Source organism: Clostridium sp. KNHs216 (genome assembly GCF_006714885.1).
In the GTDB taxonomy this organism is placed as follows: Bacteria; Bacillota; Clostridia; order Oscillospirales; family Acutalibacteraceae; genus Caproiciproducens.
Map to the genome: position 1 here is coordinate 688,459 of NZ_VFMF01000001.1, position 19,869 is coordinate 708,327.

The following is a 19,869-nucleotide window of genomic DNA, read 5'->3' on the forward strand; positions in this document are numbered from 1 at the left end:
ATGAAAGGAGAACTTCATTATGCTAAGGTTAGGAATTGTGGGGACAGGCTGGATAAACAGGGAATTTGCGGACGCCGCCATTCAATCCGGAAAATATGAAATTACGGCTGTCCTCTCACGAAAGCGGGAAACGGCTGTTTCCTTTGCCAAGGAATTTGGAAGCTCCCAAACAAAGCTGTTTTCTGATCTTCAGGAATTTATGCGGGAACCCGGATTTGACGTGGTCTACATTGCCTCTCCAAACAGCCTGCATTTTGCTCAATCAAAACTGGCTCTGGAATGCGGTAAACATGTTCTGGTTGAAAAACCGGCTGTTTCCAATCCGATGGAATTAGCGCACCTCATTTCCTTGGCGGCTGAAAAAAATTTGTATTACATCGAAGCGATTCGCAATGTCTACGAGAAAAATTTTCAGAAAATCAAAGAATTGGTTGTCGCGCCGGAAGAAGTAACGGGTGCCAATTTTACATATATGAAATATTCTTCCCGGTACCATCTGGTTTTAGAAGGACAAGAACCCAGCGTCTTCTCTCTGCAATACTCCGGAGGAGCCCTGACGGATTTGGGGATTTATCTCGTATATGCGGCTCTTGAATTGTTTGGGAAACCATTGGATGGAACATATATATGTGATAAGATAGTAACGGGTGTGGATGGAACGGGAATCATCATATTGAATTACCCAGCCTTCCGCGTTTGCTGTCAGGTGGGAAAAATCGGAGACTCTTTTTTACCATGCGAGATTTATACAAAAAAAGGCACGGTCCTTTTGGACGGTATTCAGAGTGTTTCCGATATTAAAATATGGAAACGGGACGCAAAAACAACAGAAACGGTTCTTTCCTCCGCTCTTGGCAACCCGCTGGCGGAAGAAGCCGCCGTATTCGCACAATGGATTTCTGAGTTTCCAAGTCCGCAGGTGTGTTCGGAGTATCAATACGCCACACTTCGAACAAAAATGGCTCACGAACTTTTGTTTCAATTGCGCCGGCAGGCCGGAATTTCTTTCCCGGCAGATCGGTTAACGTCCGTTTTATAGAAGGAAAACAGAAACTGTTTCACGCACCACTTTGGGGAGGGGAAAATTTTTATGATTCATGTTCTGCTGGCGTGCTCAGCCGGATTAAGCACAAATATCATGAAAAAAAAGATGGAAGAATCTGCAAAAGCGAAACAGATTGACATTTCTGTAAAAGCAGTCGGACTGGAAGAGATTCAAAGCCATTTGCAAGGATGCGATGTGGTGCTGCTCGGCCCTCAAATACGATATCAAATGGAAGAAATCCGAGAAGTAATCGATCGGTGTTCCCCCAAAACCAAGCTGATGAGTATAGACGCGGCAGACTTTGGAATGATGCGCGGCGAAAACGTGCTGCAAAAAATGATGAACTTATTGGGTTTGTACTGAATCCGCCCAGGATAAGAACAAAAGGGAAAGAATGATATGTAAAGGATTTTATTTATGAATAGACATTATGAAAGCAGCTTATTCGTATTGGAAGATATCGTACGGATACAAGAGCATAAACCGGTATATCCGGTCAGTTTAAATGATAAAACAATGGAAGAACGGCTTAAAAAAGTTCTTGACGCGATGAAGGAAAGACAGTTGGACGTTCTTATCATATATAATGACCTGGAGCACGGCTCCAATTTTGAATATCTGACCGGATTTTTGACGCGTTTTGAAGAGGGCGTCCTGGTATTGCATCGGACCGGAGAAGCGTTTTTGCTCTTGGGAAATGAAAATATCAAGATGCAGAAATACAGCCGTATCCCCGCGGCGCTTATCCACGTGCCGTTTTTTTCCTTGCCAAATCAGCCGATGAAAGATGATCGCTCTATTACAGCGTATTTTCAAGAGGCACAAATCCGCCCCGGACAACAGGTGGGTGCGGTAGGTTGGAAAATGTTTACCAGCGGTATAGAAAAGAACAGAAAAATCTTTGACATCCCCCATTACATTATAGAAGCGGTGCAGCAGCTTGCGGGACAGGAAAATGTCGTTAATTGCTGCGATTTGTTTATCGGCGGGGACGCCGGAGTAAGAATTACCAATAACGCGAATGAAATCGCCCATTACGAGTACGGTTCTTCTTTGGCCAGCGACGGTGTCGCAGCGGCTTTGGATCATGTGGAAGAAGGAATCACGGAACTGGAACTCGGCACTTATTTAAACTCGGAAGGTCAGCGCAGCAGTGTCGTGACAATTGCCGCTACCGGAGAGCGCTTTATAAATGCCAATTATTATCCGACCGATAAAAAAGTTCAGCTTGGGGACAGGATGTCTTTAACCGTGGGCTATAAAGGCGGACTGACCAGCAGAGCGGGCTACGCGGTGGAGCAGGAAGATCAGCTGCCCGAGCAGGAAAGGGACTATATCAAGAAGATCGCGGCGCCTTATTTTGCTGCGATAACCGCATGGCTGGAGAATATTCGCATCGGGATGAGCGGGGACGAAATGTGTCGCTTAATACAGGAAGTTTTGCCGCAGGACGTCTATCATTGGGAGCTTAACCCCGGACATCTAATCGGGGACGAGGAATGGATGTCATCTCCTATTTACCCGGATTCCAGAGAAATTCTAAAAAGCGGTATGCTTTTACAGACAGATATCATCCCCAGTATGCCGGGATATGGCGGGGCAGGATGCGAAAGCGGAATAGCATTAGCGGACGAAGCGTTAAAAGAACAAATCAGCAGGGAATATCCCGCACTTTATGATCGCTTTTTAAAAAGGAGACGGTATATCGAGGAAGTCCTGCAGATAGAGCTTTCGGAAGATGTTCTTCCAATGAATGATACCGTCGCATACTATCGTCCCTTTTTCATGAACAAAGCGCTGGCTTTTAAGAAAAGTCGAAGATAGAATACACCTAATTAGGAGAAAAAACTATGCACAAGGGCATGCAATACTTTCAAGGAGAAATATTTTCAAAAGGGATGGCAATTGGAACGATTCTGGAGATGGAGCAAGAGAACAAGCCTGTCGTCAAACAGCATGTCGGGGATGCAGAAGCAGAGGAAGAAAGGTTCGAAAAAGCAAGAGAAGACGCAAATATTCAATTGGAAATGCTCTATCAAAAGGCTTTTGAAGAAATAGGAGAAGCAGACGCAGAAATTTTTCAAGTGCAACAGATGATATTGGAAGATGAAGATTTCACGGATGCGGTTTTAGATATCATACGGAATGAGCATGTGAACGCAAATTATGCTGTTGTGCAGGTCGGTAAGCGCTTTTCGGATCAGTTTGCTTCCATGAATGATGAGTATATGCAGGCGCGGGCCGTTGATTTTAAAGATATTTCCACCCGATTAAGTGCCATTTTAGACGGAAAAAGAGAACAAGCGGTAAAATTGGAACAACCCGTTATTGTCGTAGGGAATGACCTATCACCCAGTGCAGTTATGCAAATGGATAAATCGAATATCTTGGCTTTTGTGACGAGAGAGGGTTCTAAAAATTCACACACTGCTATTTTGGCGCGTATGCTGAATATCCCGGCCCTGATCTGCTCAGGACTGCCGCAGGGCGTAAACGGATACACAGCCATTATAAACGCTCTTGACGGGCGAAAAACGAAAGGTGAGTTTCCTGACACAGGGACTTCAGAAATATGGAATCCCGGCACTGTTTGTTTGGAACCCGAGCCTTCTGTTATGGAGCTCGCTGAAGCAATCCGGCAAAAGGAAAGAGACGAAAAAGAGTCGCTTCATGCATATATAAGCCGAAAGACACAGACGAAAACCGGAAAGAAAATCGATTTATATGCAAATATTGGGGGCGTTGAAGATTTAAAATCGGTTTTGGAGAGCAGTGCGGAGGGCATCGGCCTGTTTCGGAGCGAGTTCCTCTATCTTCAGAAGGAGGACTTCCCTTCTGAGGAAGAACAGTTCCACATATATAAACAAGTGGCACAGTCGATGGGTTCAAAAAAAGTGATCATCAGGACGTTGGATATAGGAGCGGATAAACAAGTCGGATATTTCGGCTTGGATAAGGAGGAAAATCCCGCGCTGGGTTACAGGGCGATCCGTATCTGCCTTCAGGAAGAGAGCATTTTCCGTGCGCAATTAAGAGCGATTCTACGGGCGAGTGCTTTCGGAACCGTTTCTATTATGATTCCAATGGTTATTTCTCTATGGGAAGTCAGAAGAACAAAAGAAATTCTAAAAGAGATCAAAAAAGAATTGAAAGAGAGCGGTGTTAAGGTCGGGAATGTGGAATTTGGAATTATGGTGGAAACCCCCGCCGCAGCGCTGATTGCCGACGAGCTGGCAAAAGAAGTCGACTTCTTCAGCATCGGAACAAACGATCTGATACAATATACATTGGCTATTGACCGTCAAAATTCAAAACTGGACAAGTTTTATGACTCGCACCATCCCGCGGTAATGAGGTTAATCCAAAGAGTCATCGACTGCGGCCATAAAGAAGGCATTTGGATTGGAATTTGCGGGGAACTTGGTGCCGACCTGACGCTGACAGAAACTTTCATAAAAATGGGTGTGGACGAATTATCGGTCGCTCCCTCTATGATTTTGCCGGTTCGTAAAGCTGTTTGTGAAATTCAGTAAAGTTAGCGAAACCGATTTTCCATATCAGAACAGCAATCTGACGGATACCTGGTATGGTAAACAGAGGATGGATTTCAGTCGTTAGTATAACATCTTGGAGGAATTTATTATAAAAGAAATCATTTTAGCCCTGATTACGGGTCTGATCGTAGGGTTTATTTTTAAACTCGTAAAACTTCCCATTCCCGCTCCTTCGGTCCTGGCGGGTGTCGTAGGAATTGTTGGCATCTATTATGGAGCAAAATTGGCCGAATTGGCCATTGGCATCTTTTTCAAGCAATGATATCTGAAATTGAATTCGTAATGAAACCAACAAAAAGTAGACACTATGGAGATTTCCATAGTGCCTACTTTTCTTTTATCATTGAGCTAAAGTCCATGGACTGAATTTGAGACCGAAAGTCTCCTGAATGCAGGAAAACAAACCTCAAATTCAAACCGCGATCAATTTGTTTTTTCGCTTGCCCAACTGGTTTCTTCCAATCTGTACATCAGGAAGGGTGTTTCTTTAATAGCTGATGGTCATCTCATGTACTTTCATTTTAACGCTCTTATATAATGTCTTTGCATAAAATGCTGTTCCTGCTTAATCATCGGCAAGCCCGTCGGCTTGAAGCGGCGACCTAAGCCAAATAGATAAAAGCTCCTGAAGGCTTTTGTGAGGCAAAAAACTGCCTTCTGAATAATCTGCTTACCGCCGGACGTCTATCTTTCGGACACTCTTTCCTCCTTCTTCTGGGCTCCTATCGATTTGTGCTTTTTTTCTTGATGAGAATTGAATAAATAGAAACTGCCTTGCTCCGCAGCCTTAACATGATAAATACGTATAGGCAGGCGCACACGGCACCAATCTCCATGGCAGTGTTACACCCCAACCGGCGGTAAAATAGCCTCCAGCACACCGCAAGCATGTACATCAGCATGATACCTTCTGTGCCAATAAAAAAGCAGCTCATAAGTATTTTTCAACAGAGACTACTATAGAAAGACAGTTTCTTTTTGGAGAATATCAAAGAGCTGACAATTACTCATGAATGGAATTTCAATATTTCTTTGCAATTATAGATTTAGTAGGTTTCTATCGGCTAAGGCTGTCTGCACGCCTTCTCTGGTAACGCTGTTTCCCGGCCGCCACAGTAGCTATTTCTATTGATTTAGCCATTAGCATCCTTCTGCAAGAAATGCAACCAGAACGCTGATAAAGCCATCACCTGCGCCAGCAACATCCACTGGTGAAATTTTCCCTGCTCCAAAGTTCATTCCTTTTTGGTGATTCATATAAAAACATCCGTTAGGCCCCAAAGTAACAATAATATTTCGCAGCCCATGGCTTAAGAGAATTTTTGCCTTTGCTCTCAAATTCTGGCCGTCAGGTACCCACTGATGCAGTTCCGTTTCGTTAGCTGCCAGCAAATACAGTCCTTCCAACATATCCTGATTAAAACCATCTGCTGTGCAGATTTGAGAATCACTTTGATATTCTTTTTACAACACCTTTTCCTCCGGGCCAAAGTTAGATGATTGTATCAGCAGGATTTTTTCAGTATGTCATTTAGCCTTTTTATTAGCAGAGTGGGCAGAGCGTGCAATAAAAAACCGCACCAAACAGTCAACAAATGGCTGTCTGATACGGTTTTTGTTTGGTGGGCCATCAAGGACTCGAACCTTGGACCGACCGGTTATGAGCCGGTTGCTCTAACCAACTGAGCTAATGGCCCGTATTAAAAACGAAGGACAGAAAAAAATTCTGTCTAACAAAGCGCTTGAATATAATACCACAAATTTGTATAAAATGCAATCTCAAGTTGTAATTTTTACAACCCAAATGCTGTCATCAAATAAGCAATTCCCCTGTTGCAGAGCCTGAATAAAAGGCGTAGATGAATACAAGCCAAGTTGATAGGATTTCTCTCAGATACGTGAAAATATAAAGAAGCTCTTTATAAGATATTAAAGAGGTTCTTCGTCTCTCCAGGTCATGCTCGCCCCTAGGGTCATGGTCCAAAACAATCCGGCCTGTAATTTTCCGACGCCCTGATTGAATCTTTCAGGACATGCAGGTAAAACACAAAGACCACCAATCCTACGACTGGTGATCTTCTCTGGCTCCCCAAGTTGGACTCGAACCAACGACCCTGCGGTTAACAGCCGCATGCTCTACCGGCTGAGCTATTGAGGAATATTTGTGTTGGCACCTTCCTATTGTCCCGGGCCGTTACCAGCCAAGTATCTTCGGCACCAGTGAGCTTAACTTCCGTGTTCGGGATGGGAACGGGTGGACCCTCACCGTCATCAGTACCAACTAAACTTATTGAATTGTAATTCTCCGACTCGGCGGAAACAAAAACTGATTGCCATAGAACAGAAAATGGTGACCCGTGGGAGGACTTTGCAGTCGGCACACACCTACGGCGATTACCTCAGACAGCCACTTCGAATCTCAACCCTTACTTTCCTGTGGAAGACCGGAGTTCGATTCTCCGACTCGGCGGAAACAAAAACTGATTGCTGCGGAACAGAAAATGGTGACCCGTGGGAGAATCGAACTCCCGTTATCGGCGTGAGAGGCCGGTGTCTTAACCGCTTGACCAACGGGCCATATCTTTCATACAGTCAGATGCAGAGGCCAGAGGCTCCAGCCCCCGTTCCGACTTCTTAATGGTGCACCATCAGGGACTCGAACCCGGGACACCCTGATTAAGAGTCAGGTGCTCTACCAACTGAGCTAATGGTGCATATGGCAGGTTGAGCCTGCACGCTCCGGATTTTCATCCGCTGCTCTTTGCATTTCTACAGGTACAAATTGTACACTGAAAACTGAATAAAGGGAGGGAAGCAGAAGTGAGAAATAGAGGGTTGCCAAGAAAAATATGGTCAAGCCCTCGGCCTATTAGTACTGCCAAGCTGAATACGTTACCGTACTTACACACGCAGCCTATCAACCTTGTAGTCTTCAAGGGGCCTTACTAGCTTACGCTATGGGATATCTAATCTTGGAGTCGGCTTCACGCTTAGATGCTTTCAGCGTTTATCCGATCCGCACATAGTTGCCCAGCTGTGCCATTGGCATGACAACTGGTGCGCCAGCGGTGCGTCCATCCCGGTCCTCTCGTACTAAGGACAGCTCTCCTCAAATATCCTGCGCCCACGACAGATAGGGACCGAACTGTCTCACGACGTTCTGAACCCAGCTCGCGTACCACTTTAATCGGCGAACAGCCGAACCCTTGGGACCGAATACAGCCCCAGGATGTGATGAGCCGACATCGAGGTGCCAAACCTCCCCGTCGATGTGGACTCTTGGGGGAGATCAGCCTGTTATCCCCAGGGTAGCTTTTATCCGTTGAGCGACGGCAATTCCACTCTCATACCGCCGGATCACTAACTCCAACTTTCGTTACTGCTCGGGCCGTCACCCTCGCAGTTAGGCCAGCTTACGCGTTTACACTCAAAGGCACGGTTTCCGTCCGTGCTGAGCTGACCTTTGAGCGCCTCCGTTACTCTTTTGGAGGCGACCGCCCCAGTCAAACTGCCCGTCTAACAATGTCCCCCGGCCGGATTCACGGCCGCAGGTTAGAATTTCAGCAACTTAAGAGTGGTATCCCAACAGCGACTCCACAAAGGCTGGCGCCCTTGCTTCGCAGTCTCCCACCTATCCTGTACATAAATTACCGAAACCCAATATTAAACTGCAGTAAAGCTCCATGGGGTCTTTCCGTCTTGTCGCGGGTAACCGGCATCTTCACCGGTACTACAATTTCGCCGGGCGGGTAATTGAGACAGTGCCCAGATCGTTACACCATTCGTGCGGGTCGGAACTTACCCGACAAGGAATTTCGCTACCTTAGGACCGTTATAGTTACGGCCGCCGTTTACTGGGGCTTCAATTCAATGCTTGCACATCTCCTCTTAACCTTCCAGCACCGGGCAGGTGTCAGCCCCTATACTTCATCTTGCGATTTGGCAGAGACCTGTGTTTTTGCTAAACAGTCGCCTGGGCCTATTCTCTGCGGCCACATTGCTGTGGCACCCCTTTTCCCTAAGTTACGGGGTCAATTTGCCGAGTTCCTTAACTACCCTTCTCCCGTTGGCCTTGGAATTCTCTTCCTATCTACCTGTGTCGGTTTGCGGTACGGGCGCCGAAGATATACATAAGACTTTTCTCGCCCTGCGCTAAGCATACTTCCCTACTCTAATTTCGGTCCCTTACGCCCGGGTCAACCATCGCCCGGGTTATGCCCTTTGCAGGTGTCCTCTTACTTAAATCTTTTGGCGGCTACGGAATTTCCACCGTATGTGCATCGGCTACGCCTCTCGGCCTCACCTTAGCTCCCGGCTTACTTGGAGCGGACGAACCTTCCTCCAAAAACCTTAGACTTTCGGCCAATATGATTCTCACACATTTCTCGCTACTCATTCCGGCATTCTCACTTGAATAAAGTCCACCAGCGCTTCCGCTCTGACTTCACCCCTTATTCAACGCTCTCCTACCATTCCTTGCGGAATCCCAAGCTTCGGTATATGATTTAGCCCCGTTAAATTTTCGGCGCAGGGTCACTCGACCAGTGAGCTATTACGCACTCTTTTAATGAGTGGCTGCTTCTAAGCCAACATCCTGGTTGTCTGTGCAACCCCACATCCTTTTCCACTTAACCATATTTTGGGACCTTAGCTGTGGGTCTGGGCTGTTTCCCTTTTGACAACGAAACTTATCTCACGCTGTCTGACTCCCGTACATCAATTATCCGGCATTCTGAGTTTGATAGGTTTCAGTAGCCTTTCGGCCCCTAGACCATTCAGTGCTTTACCTCCGGTAATCTAATACGAGGCTAGCCCTAAAGCTATTTCGGAGAGAACCAGCTATCTCCGGGTTCGATTGGAATTTCTCCGCTACCCACACCTCATCCGCTACTATTTCAACAGGAGTCGGTTCGGTCCTCCATGGGGTTTTACCCCCACTTCAACCTGGACATGGGTAGGTCACCCGGTTTCGGGTCGAATACAACTGACTTCATACGCCCTGTTCAGACTCGGTTTCCCTGCGGCTCCATCCCTTAAGGACTTAACCTTGCCAGTTACATTCACTCGCCGGACCATTCTACAAAAGGTACCCGATCACCCTTTGACGGGCTCTCGGTGCTTGTAAGCACAAGGTTTCAGGTTCTTTTTCACTCCCCTTCCGGGGTCCTTTTCACCTTTCCTTCACAGTACTGTTCACTATCGGTCACTGGGTAGTATTTAGGCTTGGAGGGTGGTCCCCCCATATTCCCACCGGGTTTCACGTGTCCGGCGGTACTCTGGATACAGCTAGGCGCTTTCCTTTTTCGCATACGTGACTCTCACACTGTTTCGTTGGCCTTCCCATGCCATTCTGCTAAATTCCAGCATCCACATTGCTGTCCGAACCCCGGGAGTATTGCTACCCCCGGTTTGGCCTCTTCCGCGTTCGCTCGCCACTACTAGCGGAATCTCATTTGATGTCTTTTCCTCGCCCTACTTAGATGTTTCAGTTCAGGCGGTTCCCCTCATACACCTATGAATTCAGTGTATGATAACTGGACATGACTCCAGTTGGATTGCTCCATTCGGATATCTATGGATCAATGCCCACTTACGGCTCCCCATAGCTTTTCGCAGTTAGTCGCGTCCTTCATCGGCTCCCAGTGCCAAGGCATTCCCCTTGCGCTCTTTGTAGCTTGACCATGTGTTTTTTCTTGGTTCTTCTTTAAAAATTTGAAATTGTAGATTTAAATCTAAAAATAACAAGTTATTTCTCGCTTAATATCTGCTTCTTCTTTATTCAGTTTTCAATGTACACGGCCGCAGGCCGTTTCGTCACGGGACAGTTCCCAGATCAAAAGACCCGTTCTGTCGCGGATTCTACCTTCTGCCGACCTTTTCCACACGATACCCTTTCCTCCACCGAAGTGAATTCAAACTACCGTATGTATTTTTGAGGACTTCCTCCGTTACGCGGGCACTCTGCTTCCTCTTTCAAGTTTGCTTTGTGCGCGGCAAAAACGGACTGTGTCCGTGGTGGGCTTAAGTGGACTCGAACCACCGACCTCACGCTTATCAGGCGTGCGCTCTAACCGGCTGAGCTATAAGCCCATATTCCGGCGTTCAGGTTGTCACCCTTAGCCACATTTTGTTTTGGCTCGTCTTCGCTTCTTTCCGCGTGCACTCATTTCACGTTTCCATCAAATCTTACCCGCGAATTGTCTGCGGCGACTCGCCGCTGGTGGAGATTAACGGGATCGAACCGTTGACCTCCTGCTTGCAAAGCAGGCGCTCTCCCAGCTGAGCTAAACCCCCATATAAAGGTAGCTTCACTCAGGTGTTCTACCCTTGTTTCCACTTTTTTTCTGAAAGCTTTGCGCTTCGCTCCTCGCCCCGGAAGCCGGTTGTTACCGTCCCGCGGCGCCAAGACACTTTCCTCGGACTGCTGTCCGCGGGCCGTGCCTCTGAGCTCAGCTCAGGGCCTTCAAAATTAAACAACGATTCGAATTTCGTCTTCCGTAACCGACCTAGGATGTTAGACCAGCGTGTTTCAGCTGCTCATGTCTCCATAGAAAGGAGGTGATCCAGCCGCACCTTCCGATACGGCTACCTTGTTACGACTTCACCCCAGTCGCCAATCCTACCTTCGGCAGCGCCTCCCTTGCGGTTAGGCTACTGACTTCGGGTATTACCGGCTCCCATGGTGTGACGGGCGGTGTGTACAAGGCCCGGGAACGTATTCACCGCGGCATGATGATCCGCGATTACTAGCAATTCCAACTTCACGCAGGCGGGTTGCAGCCTGCGATCCGAACTGAGACTGTTTTTTAGGTTTTGCTCCACCTCGCGGTCTTGCTTCCCTTTGTTAACAGCCATTGTAGTACGTGTGTAGCCCAGGTCATAAAGGGCATGATGATTTGACGTCGTCCCCACCTTCCTCCGTTTTGTCAACGGCAGTCTGATTAGAGTGCTCTTGCGTAGCAACTAATCACAGGGGTTGCGCTCGTTGCGGGACTTAACCCAACATCTCACGACACGAGCTGACGACAACCATGCACCACCTGTCTCAACTTTCCCCGAAGGGCACCTGATGCATCTCTGCTTCGTTAGTTGGATGTCAAGACCTGGTAAGGTTCTTCGCGTTGCTTCGAATTAAACCACATACTCCACTGCTTGTGCGGGCCCCCGTCAATTCCTTTGAGTTTCAACCTTGCGGCCGTACTCCCCAGGTGGATTACTTATTGTGTTAACTCCGGCACGGAAGGGGTCAGACCCCCCACACCTAGTAATCATCGTTTACGGCATGGACTACCAGGGTATCTAATCCTGTTTGCTACCCATGCTTTCGTGCCTCAGCGTCAGTTAAAGCCCAGTAAGCCGCCTTCGCCACTGGTGTTCCTCCCGATCTCTACGCATTTCACCGCTACACCGGGAATTCCGCCTACCTCTACTTCACTCAAGCTCCACAGTTTCAAACGCAGTCTATGGGTTAAGCCCATATATTTCACGCCTGACTTGCAGAGCCGCCTACGCACCCTTTACACCCAGTAAATCCGGACAACGCTTGCTCCCTACGTATTACCGCGGCTGCTGGCACGTAGTTAGCCGGAGCTTCCTCCTTGGCTACCGTCATTTGTTTCGTCACCAAGGACAGAGGTTTACAATCCGAAAACCGTCTTCCCTCACGCGGCGTTGCTGCATCAGAGTTTCCTCCATTGTGCAATATCCCCCACTGCTGCCTCCCGTAGGAGTCTGGGCCGTGTCTCAGTCCCAATGTGGCCGTTCAACCTCTCAGTCCGGCTACCGATCGTCGCCTTGGTGGGCCTTTATCTCACCAACTAGCTAATCGGACGCGAGTCCATCTTTCAGCGGATTGCTCCTTTGATATTCAGACCATGCAGCCCAAATATGTCATGCGGTATTAGCGTCCGTTTCCAGACGTTATCCCCCTCTGAAAGGCAGGTTACTCACGCGTTACTCACCCGTCCGCCACTAAATTAAGCTCAACACCCACCACTCGGTAAGGCGTCCCCACCAAACAAAGTGTTCGGTGTTAAACTTAATTCCGTTCGACTTGCATGTGTTAGGCACGCCGCCAGCGTTCGTCCTGAGCCAGGATCAAACTCTCTAAAATATTGTATATAATCGCCCGAAGGCGTTTATATCGTAATACTCAGAGTTTTTGAAGAGCTCTAAATACGATACACTAACGTGTATTTTCGTTGTCTTTTAAAGTGACAACCAACTTCGTCCGAAAGTACATTCTATACTCTCAAGTTCATTACGGGTTCCTTAATTCTATCGTTGTTTAATTTTCAAGGTCCTGTCTCCGTCAAACTGTACAAGGAGAACGCTTTGAAGTCTATCATATTTCAGTGGACTTGTCAAGCATTTTGTTCCCGTTTTTCGACGGCTTCACTATAATACCACTTCCATTATACATTGTCAACGCTTTTTTCAGTATTTTATGAAACTTTCAAGATTTTGCTGTATATTGCAGGATTTATAGATGTTTGGTATAATAAACCTATTGTCTCTATTAACAGGAGGGCAGACTATGCCAATCAAAATACAGGAAAATCTTCCGGCAGTGGAAGTGCTGGAGTCGGAAAATATATTTGTTATGACGCATCAGCGCGCAATCACACAGGATATCCGCCCGCTGAAAATCGTAATCCTCAATCTGATGCCCACAAAGATCGATACGGAAACACAGCTTCTGCGGCTTTTGGGAAATTCCCCTTTACAGGTGGATGTCGAACTGATGCAGATGGCGACGCATATTTCCAAGAATACTTCGGCGTCGCATCTCAACACCTTCTATAAAACATTTGACGAATTGAAGGACGAAAAATTCGACGGTATGATTATTACGGGTGCCCCTGTCGAAAACCTGACGTTTGAAGAAGTCGATTATTGGGACGAGCTCTGCAAAATCATGGACTGGAGCAGGCGCAACGTTTATTCTACTCTGCACATCTGCTGGGGAGCTCAGGCCGGCCTTTATTATCACTTCGGAGTGCCGAAATATCAGCTGCCCGAAAAGCTTTCCGGCGTATTTCTTCACCATCTGCTCGACTGCCGGCATCCGCTGGTCCGCGGCTTTGACGACGATTTCTTTTCGCCGCATTCCAGAAATACCGAAGTCAGGATGGAGGATATTGAAAAAATAGAGAATTTGATTGTCCTGACCGCTTCGGAGGAAGCCGGAGTCCATATTATCGCCAGAAAGAACGGCAGGCAGTTCTTTGTCACCGGCCACCTGGAGTACGACTGCAACACGCTGTCCAATGAATATTTCCGGGATCTGAGAAAAGGGATCCATCCCCATATTCCAAAACATTATTTCCCGAATGACGACGTCACACAGGAACCTCCCTTTGTCTGGCGCAGCCATGCAAACCTTCTGTTTATCAACTGGCTGAACTACTACGTATACCAGCAGACGCCGTACGATCTGAAAGATCTTACCGATAACTGAAAAGAGCTCTCCGCTGCTGGCGGAGAGCCCTTTTTTTAGTTTATGCTGAAACTCACGACAATTTTTCGCGCAATTGATTCAAAATCACTTTTTCACGCCGGGACACCTGTACCTGCGTCATGCCGAGCGCCTCTGCGGTCTGCGTCTGCGTCCGACTTTTGAAATAGCGGAAAACGATGATGCTTCGATCTTTGGGCGGAAGCTCCGTAACGACCTGTTTCAGGGATAGCAGCTCCGCGATTTTGTCGTCACCGCTTTCCACGCTCACATCGATCTGGCCTCCCCCCTCTTCCGGAGAGGCGGTGAGCGAAAGCGGAAGCTGGGAAGCCCCGAGCGCCTGGGCGGCCTCGGCGGGTTCCACATCCAGAAGCTCCGCAAGCTCGCTGACAGTCGGTGTGCGTCCTTCCCGTTCGCTGAAGGCAGACGATTCTCGCGCGGCGCGCATGGCCAGTTCTTTCAGCCCCCTGCCGACCTTGATTGCGCCCCCGTCACGGAAAAGGCGTCTGATTTCCCCCAGAATGACCGGGACGGCATAAGTGGAAAACCTGACCCCACGCTCACTGTCGAAATTGTCCACAGCCTTGACAAGGCCCAGACAACCGGCCTGAAAAAGGTCGTCGTATTCCACCCCGCGTCCTTTGAAATGCTTGACGCAGGCGTGTACAAGACCGATATTATCGTTTATTGTCTGCTCTCTGTCCATATTAATGGTTCTTTTCCGTCCGGCGGCGCTGGATGGTTTTACTCATGGTGACCGACGTTCCGCGCCCCGGCTTGGAGGTCACTCTCAGAACATCCATGAAACTCTCCATGACGGCAAAACCCAGCCCCGCGCGTTCTTCGTCCTCGGAAGTGCTGAAAAGCGGCTGCATGGCCTGTTCGATATCTTCGATGCCGCAGCCCTTGTCCCGGATGCGGATGCTGATTCTGCCGTTCTCGTATAATTTACAGGTTATGTATATGGTTCCTAAGGTGTTGCGGTAGGCGTGAACAATACAGTTGGTAACCGCTTCTGAAACTGCTGTTTTAATATCGCTCAGTTCATCGATCGTAGGGTCAAGCTGTGCGGCAAATGCCGCGACCGCCGCCCTTCCGAAGGATTCGTTCGCCGAACAGCTTGGGAAGGAGACCGTCATTTCATTAATTGGCTTCATGAATCTTCACATCCTTTACAATACTGCATAGCTGGTTTAAACCTGCAAGCGAAACGATTTTTTCTATTTTCGGCTGTAGATTTGCGATTCTGACACTGCCGCCCCAAATCTGCATCAGCTTGCAGCGCCCCATAATCAGCCCCACACCGGAACTGTCCATAAACTGCACCCCTGAAAAATCAAGCGTAAGCAGTTTCGGCTTTACTTTCGACGCCGCCTCGTCAATGGCGCCGCGGATTTCCCGTGCGGAATGATGGTCGATCTCGCCGCTCAGCACAGCGGTCATCTCGCCATCCTTCAGTATTAGTCTGACACCCATGCGGATCCCTCCATGATATATGTAATCTTATTAGTATCGGCAGATTTAAGACCTGTTATTCATGAATTTAGAAAATCGGCAATAAAAAAAGCCCTTAACTATAAAGATAAGGGCTTTTGTGTAAAATTTTACTCGAAATTTGCGGACAGGCTGTTTTTATTTTGCATGAAGCAGATTAACAATGCGCGGCCGGATATCGCCCGCAAGGTAGAGCGAGCCGCAGATCAACAGCGCGCTGTTCCCATCCAGCAGGGAAAATGCCTTTGCGAGGGCCGCGTCGGCGGTTTGCGCGGGCTCTGCGTCCGTACCGATTTTTTGAAAATGCTCCGCAAGCGATTGTGCGTCCAGCGCGCGGGGACTGGACGGCGCCAGCGTAAACACCTTGGAAAACAGCCCTGTAAAATTCCGTACGGCGCCGGTAACGTCCTTGTCGGCAAGCATGCCCACAATGGCTATGATTTTCCGATCATCGAAATATTTTCCGACCGCTTTCGCCAGCGCGGCGGTACCGCCGGGATTGTGCGCGCCGTCCAGCACGATCAGCGGGTCGGCGGAAAGCACCTCCATCCGGGCGGGGAAGCTTGCCGAGGAAAATCCCGCCTCAATGCTGTGGTCGGCAATCTGGTACCCCTGTTTTTTCAGTTCCTCGATCACGGCCAGCGCGGTCACCGCGTTTTTTACCTGGTGTTCCCCGAGGAACGGCAGACTGACCAGAAGTCCGCGGTACTCGAGCCCGGTTCCGCTGATATTCATAGACAGCACTTCCACACTGTCCGTATCGGCCGGGACAAAGCGGTTTTTGCGCTCTTCCGCCGTACTCCTGATGACCGCAAGCGCTTCCGGATCCTGTCCGGGCGAGCACACGGTCACGCCGTTTTCCTTGATAATGCCGCATTTTTCATAGGCGATTTTTGCGAGGGTATCGCCCAAAATCGCGGTGTGGTCAAGAGAAATTGACGTAATCACGGACACAAGCGGGGTAGAAATGACGTTCGTCGCGTCCAGACGGCCGCCGAGCCCTACCTCCAGTACGACGATATCGCACTGGTTCTCTGCGAACCATTCCATCGCCAGCGCAGTAATCAGTTCAAATTCCGTAATGATCTCGCCGTTCTCCGCCATCTGGTCCACAAGGGGAAAGATTTTTTCCACAAGGGCGCTCAGCTCCTCACGGCCGATCATTTCACCGTTGATCTGCATTCTTTCGCAGAAATCCGTGACAAAAGGAGAAATAAACAGCCCTGTTTTATACTGGGATTTTTTCAGCACCGAGGCAATCAGCGCACAGGTGGAGCCTTTCCCGTTGGTGCCGGCCACGTGAACGAATTTCAGTCTGTCCTGCGGATTTCCGAGCAGGGCAAGAAGCTTCTCCACCCTTTCGAGCCCCGGTCTGGAGCCGAAGCGGAGCAGGCTTTCTATCTTTTGAAGCGCTTCCTCATACGTTATCATTTTTACGCCTACTTTTCTGAAAATATATATTACAGCAATTCCATTTCAGTTTGCGGGACAAAACACGTTTTTTTCCCGCCTTTGGCGGAAAAAACGCAAACTTGTTGCAGAATCAACTGGAAATGTTGTAAGAAAGACGGAAAAGGCGGACAAACGTCCGCCTTACGATTATTTTAAAGCTTCGATACCGGACTGGATCAGCGCAATATGGTCGCGCAGCTTGTCGGCGTTCTGTCTGACGCCTTCCACTACGTTCGCAGGAGCCTTCGACATGAATTTCTCGTTAGCAAGCTTCTCCTGTGCGTTCTGATACTGCTTCTGTGCGGATTCCAGCTCTTTGGTCAGGCGCTCAAGCTCCGCCTTTTTGTCCACCAGCTCGGACATGGGGATGTACAGCTTCGCATTGGCCGTGACAATGGTCGCCGCGCCGTCGAGTTGATAATCGGCCCCGATTTCCACCTCCGTGGCATAGGCGAGCTTTTTGATGATTTCCCTGCCGTCTTCAAACATGGCGGCGTCGCCGGCGGCAATATAGAGATGGGTTTTGCGTGAAGGCGGCACGTTCATTTCGGAACGGCGGTTGCGGACGGCGCGCACTGCTTCCATAATGCTGCGCATGTTCTCCGCGGCCTGCGGGAAGCAATGGCTTTCCTCGTACTGCGGCCAGCGGGACACCATGATGGACTCGCCCTCGTGCGGAAGCGTCTGCCAGATTTCCTCGGTAATATACGGCATAAACGGATGCAGCAGCTTCAGGGTGCCGCTCATAACCCAGACAAGCACCTGACGCACGCCCTGCGCGGTTTCCCGATCATCGGAATTCAGGCGGATTTTCGCAATTTCAATATACCAGTCGCAGAATTCGTCCCAGAGGAAATCGTAAAGCTTCTGTACGGCGATCCCGAGCTCGAAGTGCTCCAGGTTTTCCGTGATCTCCTTCGTCACGCGGTTGAAAGAATCGATGATCCACCGATCTTCCATCGCAAGGTTCGCGGGAAGCTCATTCTTTACGTCATGACCGTCGATATTCATGAGGATAAAGCGCGAGGCGTTCCAGATTTTATTGGCAAAATTGCGGCTGGACTCCACCTTCTCGTCGGAAAAACGCATATCGTTTCCGGGGCTGTTGCCCGTTGCGAGCGTAAAGCGGAGCGCATCCGCGCCGAATTTTTCAATAATTTCAAGCGGGTCTATCCCGTTGCCCAGCGACTTGCTCATTTTTCTACCCTTTGCGTCGCGGACAAGTCCGTGAATCAGGACGGTATGGAACGGGACTTCCCCCATCTGCTCAATGCCGGAGAAAATCATGCGGGCTACCCAGAAGAAAATGATATCGTAGCCGGTGACAAGGGTATCGGTCGGATAGAAGTATTTCAGGTCCTCGGTTTTGTCCGGCCAGCCGAGGGTGGAAAACGGCCAGAGTGCGGAGCTGAACCAGGTGTCAAGAGTGTCCTCGTCCTGTTTCAGATTTTTAGAACCGCATTTTGGGCAGGTGCGGGGCTCTTCGCGGGAAACGACCGTTTCCCCGCAGTCCTGGCAGTACCACGCGGGAATGCGGTGGCCCCACCAAAGCTGGCGGGAAATACACCAGTCCTTGATGTTTTCCATCCAGTGGTCGTAAATCTTTTCAAAACGGTCGGGAACAAACTTCACTTTCCCGTCCTTTACTTCCTGAAGAGCGGGCTGAGCCAGCGGCTTCATCTTTACAAACCACTGCTTGGAAACGCGCGGCTCCACAACGGTGCCGCAGCGGTAGCAGGAGCCGACATTGTGCTTGATCGGTTCGACCTCGACAAGGAAGCCCTGTGCCTTGAGGTCCTCCACGATCTGTTTGCGGGCCTCCATGGCGGGCATACCGGCGTATTTCCCGGCGTTTTCATTCATATTGCCGCCGTCATCCATGACATTGATGATCGGCAGATCGTGGCGCAGACCGACTTCAAAGTCGTTCGGGTCGTGGGCCGGGGTGATTTTCACCACGCCGGTTCCGAAATCGCGCTCAACATAAGTATCCGCAATCAGCGGGATTTCGCGGTTCACAAGAGGGAGAACCAGCGTCTTCCCCACCAGACCCGCATAACGTTCGTCTTCGGGATGTACCGCGACCGCGGTATCGCCCAGCATTGTCTCCGGACGGGTGGTAGCCAGCTGAATGTAGCCGCTGCCGTCCTTGAAAGGATAGCGCAGGTGCCAGAAGAAACCGTCGTGCTCGCTGAACTCCACTTCCGCGTCGGAAATAGAGGTGCGGCAGTGCGGACACCAGTTGATGATGCGTTCCCCGCGGTAGATCAGGTCCTTTTCGTACAGTCTTACAAAAACCTCCCGGACGGCTTTGGAGCAGCCCTCGTCCAGGGTAAAACGCTCGCGTTCCCAGTCGCAGGAGGAACCCAGCTTTTTCAGCTGTTCAATGATTCTTCCGCCGTATTTTTCCTTCCATTTCCACGCGCGTTCCAAAAAAGCCTCGCGGCCGATTTCGTCTTTGGTAATGCCCTCTTTGCGCATTGCCTCGACGATTTTCGCCTCTGTGGCAATGGAAGCGTGGTCGGTTCCCGGCAGCCAGAGCGCCGAATAGCCCTGCATCCTTCTCCAGCGGATCAGGATATCCTGCAGGGTTTCGTCCAGAGCATGTCCCATATGGAGCTGGCCGGTAATGTTCGGGGGCGGAATCACAATGGTATATGGCTGCTTCTCGGGGTCCGGCTCGGCGTGAAAATAGCCGCCGGAGAGCCAGAAGTCATAAATTCTGTCCTCCACTTCCTGTGGGTCATAGGTTTTTGCAAGTTCCCTGCTCATATATTTTCCTCCTGAATTTTATCCCTTAAAATGATGGCATACCCCTTCATTCCCCGCGGCGCGCCTGGTGCGCCGCCACGGAAAGCAACTTGTTT

At 49.3% G+C, this 19,869-nt stretch carries 12 protein-coding genes, 6 tRNA genes and 3 rRNA genes; 6 read left to right on the plus strand and 15 right to left on the minus strand.

What is annotated here, in order from left to right:
• The first annotated feature begins 19 nt into the window (after positions 1 to 19).
• The 5 genes from LY85_RS03370 to LY85_RS03390 all read left to right on the plus strand — a co-directional run bounded on the left by LY85_RS03370 (position 20) and on the right by LY85_RS03390 (position 4,861).
• A complete protein-coding gene (locus LY85_RS03370; protein ID WP_141825456.1) occupies positions 20 to 1,039 on the plus strand; it encodes a Gfo/Idh/MocA family oxidoreductase in 1,020 nt (339 codons plus the stop codon).
• A gap of 51 nt (positions 1,040 to 1,090) precedes the next feature.
• Positions 1,091 to 1,408, plus strand: a complete 318-nt coding sequence (locus tag LY85_RS03375) for a PTS sugar transporter subunit IIB (RefSeq protein ID WP_141825457.1) — start codon at positions 1,091 to 1,093, stop codon at positions 1,406 to 1,408.
• Between the two features lie 54 nt (positions 1,409 to 1,462).
• A complete protein-coding gene (locus tag LY85_RS03380; protein WP_141825458.1) occupies positions 1,463 to 2,869 on the plus strand; it encodes an aminopeptidase P family protein in 1,407 nt (468 codons plus the stop codon).
• Positions 2,870 to 2,895: 26 nt separating this feature from the next.
• On the plus strand, positions 2,896 to 4,578 hold the full coding sequence (ptsP, locus tag LY85_RS03385; protein WP_243122470.1) for a phosphoenolpyruvate--protein phosphotransferase: 1,683 nt from the start codon (positions 2,896 to 2,898) through the stop codon (positions 4,576 to 4,578).
• A gap of 94 nt (positions 4,579 to 4,672) precedes the next feature.
• Entirely contained in the window at positions 4,673 to 4,861 is a 189-nt protein-coding gene (locus tag LY85_RS03390; protein ID WP_279230985.1) for a XapX domain-containing protein, read from the plus strand.
• 878 nt (positions 4,862 to 5,739) lie between these two features.
• Here the strand turns inward: LY85_RS03390 and LY85_RS03395 are convergent.
• The 10 genes from LY85_RS03395 to LY85_RS03440 form a co-directional block, all read right to left on the minus strand.
• A complete protein-coding gene (locus LY85_RS03395) occupies positions 5,740 to 6,009 on the minus strand; it encodes a PfkB family carbohydrate kinase (protein ID WP_141825459.1) in 270 nt (89 codons plus the stop codon).
• 210 nt (positions 6,010 to 6,219) lie between these two features.
• Positions 6,220 to 6,296, minus strand: a tRNA-Ile gene (locus LY85_RS03400).
• A 385-nt stretch (positions 6,297 to 6,681) separates the two neighbouring features.
• Positions 6,682 to 6,757, minus strand: a tRNA-Asn gene (locus LY85_RS03405).
• A 7-nt stretch (positions 6,758 to 6,764) separates the two neighbouring features.
• Positions 6,765 to 6,881 (minus strand): 5S ribosomal RNA (gene rrf / locus LY85_RS03410).
• 220 nt (positions 6,882 to 7,101) lie between these two features.
• A tRNA-Glu gene (locus tag LY85_RS03415) sits at positions 7,102 to 7,176 on the minus strand.
• A 61-nt stretch (positions 7,177 to 7,237) separates the two neighbouring features.
• Positions 7,238 to 7,313, minus strand: a tRNA-Lys gene (locus LY85_RS03420).
• Between the two features lie 135 nt (positions 7,314 to 7,448).
• Positions 7,449 to 10,280 (minus strand): 23S ribosomal RNA (locus LY85_RS03425).
• A gap of 332 nt (positions 10,281 to 10,612) precedes the next feature.
• Positions 10,613 to 10,689, minus strand: a tRNA-Ile gene (locus tag LY85_RS03430).
• A gap of 128 nt (positions 10,690 to 10,817) precedes the next feature.
• A tRNA-Ala gene (locus tag LY85_RS03435) sits at positions 10,818 to 10,893 on the minus strand.
• 257 nt (positions 10,894 to 11,150) lie between these two features.
• Positions 11,151 to 12,712: ribosomal RNA gene (locus LY85_RS03440) — 16S ribosomal RNA — on the minus strand.
• Together the 16S, 23S and 5S rRNA genes with 6 tRNA genes alongside form the textbook arrangement of a ribosomal RNA operon.
• Positions 12,713 to 13,135: 423 nt before the next feature.
• Here LY85_RS03440 and metA point away from each other — a divergent pair.
• On the plus strand, positions 13,136 to 14,059 hold the full coding sequence (gene metA / locus LY85_RS03445; RefSeq protein ID WP_038324749.1) for a homoserine O-succinyltransferase: 924 nt from the start codon (positions 13,136 to 13,138) through the stop codon (positions 14,057 to 14,059).
• Positions 14,060 to 14,111: 52 nt separating this feature from the next.
• On the opposite strand, the gene LY85_RS03450 is transcribed toward metA, so the two are convergent.
• The 5 genes from LY85_RS03450 to LY85_RS03470 form a co-directional block, all read right to left on the minus strand.
• Positions 14,112 to 14,762, minus strand: coding sequence for a sigma-70 family RNA polymerase sigma factor (locus LY85_RS03450; RefSeq protein ID WP_038324751.1), 651 nt, complete (start codon positions 14,760 to 14,762; stop codon positions 14,112 to 14,114).
• Between the two features lies 1 nt (position 14,763).
• Positions 14,764 to 15,213 carry an anti-sigma F factor gene (spoIIAB, locus tag LY85_RS03455; protein WP_038324752.1) on the minus strand — a complete coding sequence of 150 codons (450 nt, stop codon included), beginning with the start codon at positions 15,211 to 15,213 and terminating at the stop codon, positions 14,764 to 14,766.
• Positions 15,200 to 15,532 carry an STAS domain-containing protein gene (locus LY85_RS03460; RefSeq protein WP_038324753.1) on the minus strand — a complete coding sequence of 111 codons (333 nt, stop codon included), beginning with the start codon at positions 15,530 to 15,532 and terminating at the stop codon, positions 15,200 to 15,202. The genes spoIIAB and LY85_RS03460 overlap by 14 nt, the downstream gene beginning before the upstream one ends.
• Positions 15,533 to 15,688: 156 nt before the next feature.
• On the minus strand, positions 15,689 to 16,981 hold the full coding sequence (locus LY85_RS03465) for a folylpolyglutamate synthase/dihydrofolate synthase family protein (RefSeq protein ID WP_243122471.1): 1,293 nt from the start codon (positions 16,979 to 16,981) through the stop codon (positions 15,689 to 15,691).
• A gap of 168 nt (positions 16,982 to 17,149) precedes the next feature.
• The gene (locus LY85_RS03470; protein ID WP_141825460.1) at positions 17,150 to 19,774 is read right to left on the minus strand and encodes a valine--tRNA ligase; all 2,625 of its coding nucleotides are present in this window, start codon (positions 19,772 to 19,774) and stop codon (positions 17,150 to 17,152) included.
• Positions 19,775 to 19,869 lie beyond the last annotated feature (95 nt).